This window comes from Streptomyces botrytidirepellens (assembly GCF_003721215.1).
Taxonomy (GTDB): Bacteria; Actinomycetota; Actinomycetes; order Streptomycetales; family Streptomycetaceae; genus Streptomyces; species Streptomyces himastatinicus.
In genome coordinates this window covers 1-5252 of sequence record NZ_RIBZ01000643.1, presented here as the reverse complement: position 1 = coordinate 5252, position 5252 = coordinate 1, and the positions used below count along the sequence as shown (strand labels likewise).

Genomic DNA, 5252 nt, shown 5'->3' with positions numbered 1-5252 from the left:
GGCACCGCCGGGCGGGGGCCGCGGTCTTGACCCATGACATCTGTCATCTCCAGGTCACGACCACAGACACTGCCGCCGGAGGGCCCCGCTCGGCGAAGCTGGGGCCATGACAGCGACCACCGCACCCTCCGCCACCGGCGAGCGGGCCGACACCGCGGCCTCCCGGCCGGTGGTGGGCTTCACCGGCGTCAGCAAGAGCTACGGCACCGTGCGCGCCGTGGACGGCCTCGACCTCCACCTCCACCCGGGCGAGACCGTCGCCCTGCTGGGACCCAACGGCGCGGGCAAGTCCTCCACCCTCGATCTGCTGCTCGGACTGCGCACCCCCGACAGCGGCCGCGTCGAGGTCTTCGGCACCACGCCGCACCAGGCCATCGCCCGCGGCCGGGTCGGCGCGATGCTCCAGAGCGGCTGCCTCATGCAGGAAGTCACCGTCCGCGAGCTGGTGCGGCTCGCCTGCGATCTGCACCCCCACGGCCACCCGGTCGACGAGGTCCTTCAGCGGGCGGACCTCACCGAGATCGCCGGCCGCAAGGTGAACAAGCTCTCCGGCGGCCAGGAGCAGCGGCTGCGCTTCGCCTTCGCCACCGCGGGCGCCTCCGACCTGATCGTGCTGGACGAGCCGACGACCGGGATGGACGTCTCGTCCCGGCAGTCCTTCTGGGGCTCGATGCGCGACCAGGCCCGGCAGGGCCGCACCATCCTGTTCGCCACCCACTACCTCGAAGAGGCCGACGCGATCGCCGACCGGGTGATCGTGCTGCACCGCGGCCGGGTGCTGGCGGACGGCTCGTCCGCCGAGATCAAGGCGATGGCCGGGGTCCGGCGGATCTCCTTCACCCTGGACGGCCCGCCCGACGAGGCGGCGCTGCGCGCCCTCCCCGCCCTGACCGGCCTCGACGTAGCGGGGCGTACGGTACGGATGCGGTCCACCGACGCGGACGCGACCGTGCACGCGATGTACGGACTCGGGCTCTACCCGCGCGGCCTGGAGGTCGCCGGGCTCGGCCTGGAGCAGGCGTTCCTCGCCATCACCGACGCCGCCACGACGCCCGAGGAGGCGTGACGATGACGACCCTGGTCAAGCTGGAGATCGTCCGCGCACTGCGCAACAAGAGGTTCATGTTCTTCACGGTCATCTACCCGTCGTTGCTCTTCCTGATGATCGCGGGCGCCTCGAAGAAGACGGACATCGCCCCCGGCACCCCTCTGTCGATGCCGCTCTACTACATGGTCGCGATGGCCTCCTTCGGCGCGCTGACCGCCGCCCTGATGGGCAACAGCGAGCAGATCGCCAAGGAGCGCGAGGGCGGCTGGGTGCGGCAGCTGCGGCTCACCTCGCTGCCCGGACGCGGCTATGTGACGGCCAAGATCGCCTCGGCCGCGGTCTCCACCCTGCCCTCCATCGTGATCGTCTTCATCGTGGCCGCCACCGCCAAGGGCGTGCGGCTGGACGCCGCCTGGCAGTGGCTCGCGCTGACCGGCGCCATCTGGGCGGGCTCGCTCGTCTTCGCCGCCCTGGGCGTGGCCATCGGCTATCTGGCCACCGGCGACGCGGTGCGGCCCCTGACGATGATCATCTACTTCGGTCTGTCGATCCTCGGCGGCCTGTGGATGCCGATGGCCTCCTACCCGCAGTGGCTGCGGGACATCGGCGCCTGGCTGCCCACCCACGCCTACGCCGCGCTCGGCCAGGCCATCGAGGTGGGCAACGCCCCGCACGCGAGGGACGTGGCCCTGCTCGCCGCCTACCTGGTCCTCTTCTCGGGCGCGGCGGCCTGGCTGTACCGCAAGGACACCCGCACGACATGAGCCGGCCGACCTGGTGGCGCGACGCGGCGGCCGACGACGAGGACACGAACGCTCCGGCCATCGGCCGGAGCCCCGAGAACCGCCGACAGGCCCTGATCAAGCTGATGTGGATCGGGATCTGGATGGCCTACCTGGGCGCGCCGGTGAGCGACCTCGCGGAGGGCCACCACACCGTCCCCGCCACCGTGTTCGGCGCGCTCGGCCTGCTGGTCTTCGTCACCATCTATCTGCTGCTGGTGTTCCGGTACACCGGCCGGAACCTGGACCGGACCGCCATCACCCGGGCGCTGGGGGCGATCTGCGCGCTCGCCGCCGTCCTCACGGTCACCCTGGGCGACGCCTGGCTGGTGCTCGCCGTCTATGTCTCCGTCGCCTTCGGCGCGGTCCTGCCGCCGCGGCTCGCCCGGTGGGCGATCCCGCTGAACACCGTCGCCATGGTGGGCGTCGGCCTGCTGGTCCGCAGCTCGCACGACCTCATGTCCGCCCTGGTCGTCCCCTCCCTGCTCGGCGGCTTCGCGATGAGCGCGGTGGGGCAGATGCTCCGTACGACCCGGGCGCTGCGCGAGGCCCGCGCCACCGTCGCCCAGCTCGCCGCCAACGAGGAGCGGCTGCGGCTCGCCCGCGACCTGCACGACCTGCTGGGCCACTCGCTCTCGCTGATCACGCTCAAGAGCGAACTGGCCGGGCGGATGCTGCCCGGCAAGCCCGAACAGGCGGCCCAGCAGGTCGCCGACATCGAACGGGTCAGCCGGCAGGCCCTGGTCGACGTGCGGGAGGCGGTAAGCGGCTTCCGCCGCCCCACCCTGGAGGCCGAGCTGGCCGGGGCCCGCACCGCGCTCGCCGCCGCGGGCATCACCGCCGACCTGCACCGGGCCGGCGCCCACCACCCGGACCTGCCGCCCGACCAGGAGGGCGCGCTGGCCTGGGCGCTGCGCGAGGCCGTCACCAACGTGGTCCGGCACAGCGGGGCGCGCCGCTGCACCGTGACCCTCACCGAGGTGGGCGACGAGCTGTGCCTGACCGTCACCGACGACGGTCGCGGCGCGACCGGCCCGCACGGCAACGGGCTGAACGGCCTCGCCGAGCGGCTCCAGCTGGCCGACGGCCGTCTGGAGACCGGCCCGAACGACCACGGCGGCTTCACCCTCCGCGCCCTGGCCCCGCTGTCCCGCGGCGCCCCCGCGAATCTCCCCGTCGAGTCCGCCCCCGATCCCTGACCGGCCGCCGCCGGATACGCTGCCCGGGTGATCCGGGTATTGCTCGCCGAGGACCAGTCGATGGTGCGGGAGGCGCTGGCCGCGCTGCTCGGGCTGGAGGACGAGATCGAGGTCGTCGCCCAGGTGGCGCGCGGCGACGAGGTCGTGGACGCGGCCCGGGCCCATCGGCCCGATGTCGCGCTGCTGGACATCGAGATGCCGGGGCTGAGCGGGCTCGACGCGGCCGCCGCGCTGCACGCGGCGGAGCCCGGGGTGCGGATCGTGATCCTGACGACCTTCGGCCGCCCCGGCTATCTGCGCCGGGCCATGGAGTCCGGCGCGGACGCCTTCCTGGTCAAGGACGCCCCCGCCGCCCAGCTCGCCGACGCGATACGGCGGGTGCTGCGCGGCGAGCGGGTCATCGACCCGACCCTGGCCGCGGCCGCCCTGGTGGACGGGGCCAGCCCGCTGACCGCGCGGGAGCGCGAGGTGCTGGGCGCCTCCGCGGACGGCTCGACCAACGCCGAGCTGGCCCGGGCGCTGGGCCTGTCGCAGGGCACCGTCCGCAACTACCTCTCCACGGCCATCCAGAAGACGGCCGCCCGCAACCGGGCCGAGGCGGTCCGCATCGCCCGCGACAAGGGCTGGCTCTGAGAGGTTCAGTTGAGCCGCGCCCGGGCCGCGCGCGCCTGGCGCCGTACCGCCTCCGCCGCCTCCGGCTCCATCACGGCCACCACCTCCGCGTACTCCTCCAGCTCCCGCGCCCCGGTGAGGAAGTCGCCGCGCTCGACCAGCAGCTGCGCGCGCTCGTAGCGCAGCCGCGCGGGATGGCTGGGCAGCAGCAGCGCCAGCTCGACCGCCCACAGCTGGACGTCGGTGCGCTCGGGGCGGGCGGCGGCCCACGCGCGGACGTTGTTGAGGATCCGCAGCATGATGTCCAGCGGATCGGCCGGGCCCAGCACCGACGGCTCCGGCGGCGCGCCGGTGACCCCCGACACCAGCAGCGCCGCGTCCTGGCCGGACAGCCTCCGGCCGCCGTCGAACGGGTCGGCCAGTACGTGGTCCCCGTACGGATCGCCGAAGCCGACCACGAAGTGGCCCGGCAGCGCGACCCCGTACACCGGTGCGCCCGCCCGCCGCGCGACCTCCATCCACACCAGCGACAGCAGGATCGGCAGCCCGCGGCGGCGCCGCAGCACCTGGTGCAGCAGCGAGGAGTCCAGCCGCCGGTAGTCGGCCGCCGAGCCCCGGAAGCCGTACCGCTCGCCGAGCACCCGGGCGAGGGCGTCGGCCCAGGCGGCGGGCCCGCCGGGGGCGAACGGAACCTCACCGGCCAGCCGGTCGAGCTCGATCTGCGCCTCGTCGATCCCGGCCTCGTCCAGCCCGTCGTCGGCCACCATGCCCATCAGCAGGCACAGCAGGGCCAGGTCGGGGCGTTCCTCGCGGGCGGCGTCGGCGAATCTGCGGCGTGGTGACATCTCGTTCATGCGTGATCGGTGCTGGGCGCGCGCCAGTGGTGGTAGCTGTGGTGGAGGGTGAATCCCATGCCCTCGTAGAGGGCGTGGGCACCGCTGTTGTCCGTCTCGACCTGGAGGTACGCAGCCGAGGCACCCTCCTCCAGCGCCCGGCGGGCCAGCGCGGTCATCACGGCTCGGGCCAGCCCCTGCCGCCGTTGCTCCGGGGCGGTCTCCACCGCCGCGAACCCGGCCCAGCGGCCGTCGACCACACAGCGCCCGATCGCGGCGGGGGCACCCTCCGTCGCCTCGCCGCGTATGGTCGCGAACCACACCGACGGGCCACCGGAGAGCACCGACAGCGCCTCGGGGGTGGGCCGGGCGGAGCGCTGGTAGCGGGCCAGCCAGGCGTCGTCGATCTGCCGGGAGAGCGTCACCGCCGCGACGTCGGCGTCCTGGTCGGCGATCGGGGCCAGGGCCGCGATGCGCACCTGCGCGGAGACCTCCCGGGTCCAGCCGCGCGTCTCCAGCTCCGCGGCCAGCGACTCCTGGGTGCCCTCGGCGCCCGTGCTGACCTGGACGTACGCGGGCAGCCCGCGCTCGGCGTACCAGCCGGTCACCCGGCGCAGCGCCTCGTCGAGACCGCAGCCGGGGTCGCCGAGCGGCAGGACGGAGTTGGCGCGCCGGGTGAACCCGCCGGACGCGCGCAGCTCCCACTCGCCCAGCGGCTCGCGCTCGGTGGGCGGCCAGGCGCGGGCGGCGACCCGGTCCAGCTCGCGCGCGTTCGCCG

General features: G+C 74.4%; 6 protein-coding genes. 4 read left to right on the top strand and 2 right to left on the bottom strand.

Annotated features, from left to right (window positions below; all coding sequences use genetic code 11):
- The first annotated feature begins 106 nt into the window (after positions 1–106).
- Genes EEJ42_RS34520 through EEJ42_RS34510 form a run of 4 tightly spaced genes read left to right on the top strand, consistent with a single transcriptional unit; the run spans position 107 to position 3662 of the window.
- On the top strand, positions 107–1066 hold the full coding sequence (locus tag EEJ42_RS34520) for an ABC transporter ATP-binding protein (protein ID WP_184503417.1): 960 nt from the start codon (positions 107–109) through the stop codon (positions 1064–1066).
- Between the two features lie 2 nt (positions 1067–1068).
- The gene (locus EEJ42_RS51345) at positions 1069–1812 is read left to right on the top strand and encodes an ABC transporter permease (protein WP_184503418.1); all 744 of its coding nucleotides are present in this window, start codon (positions 1069–1071) and stop codon (positions 1810–1812) included.
- Positions 1809–3029 (top strand): sensor histidine kinase, encoded by a 1221-nt coding sequence (locus EEJ42_RS34515; RefSeq protein ID WP_184503416.1) that lies wholly within the window; start codon positions 1809–1811, stop codon positions 3027–3029. Before EEJ42_RS51345 ends, EEJ42_RS34515 begins: the two co-directional genes overlap by 4 nt.
- Before the next feature lie 60 nt (positions 3030–3089).
- A complete protein-coding gene (locus EEJ42_RS34510; protein WP_246097570.1) occupies positions 3090–3662 on the top strand; it encodes a response regulator transcription factor in 573 nt (190 codons plus the stop codon).
- A gap of 5 nt (positions 3663–3667) precedes the next feature.
- Here the strand turns inward: EEJ42_RS34510 and EEJ42_RS34505 are convergent, their stop codons facing one another.
- Both EEJ42_RS34505 and EEJ42_RS34500 read right to left on the bottom strand, forming a co-directional pair.
- Entirely contained in the window at positions 3668–4495 is an 828-nt protein-coding gene (locus tag EEJ42_RS34505) for a transglutaminase-like and tetratricopeptide repeat-containing protein (RefSeq protein ID WP_123106087.1), read from the bottom strand.
- Positions 4492–5252, bottom strand: a 761-nt coding sequence (locus EEJ42_RS34500; protein WP_148082129.1) for a GNAT family N-acetyltransferase, incomplete at its 5' end; no start/stop codon positions are given. The genes EEJ42_RS34505 and EEJ42_RS34500, both read right to left, overlap by 4 nt.

Coding starts and splice junctions, on each gene's coding strand:
- EEJ42_RS34520 (WP_184503417.1), top strand. CDS start 107: ATGACAGCGACCACCGCACCCTCCGCCACCGGCGAGCGGGCCGACACC.
- EEJ42_RS51345 (WP_184503418.1), top strand. CDS start 1,069: ATGACGACCCTGGTCAAGCTGGAGATCGTCCGCGCACTGCGCAACAAG.
- EEJ42_RS34515 (WP_184503416.1), top strand. CDS start 1,809: ATGAGCCGGCCGACCTGGTGGCGCGACGCGGCGGCCGACGACGAGGAC.
- EEJ42_RS34510 (WP_246097570.1), top strand. CDS start 3,090: ATGGTGCGGGAGGCGCTGGCCGCGCTGCTCGGGCTGGAGGACGAGATC.
- EEJ42_RS34505 (WP_123106087.1), bottom strand. CDS start 4,495: ATGAACGAGATGTCACCACGCCGCAGATTCGCCGACGCCGCCCGCGAG.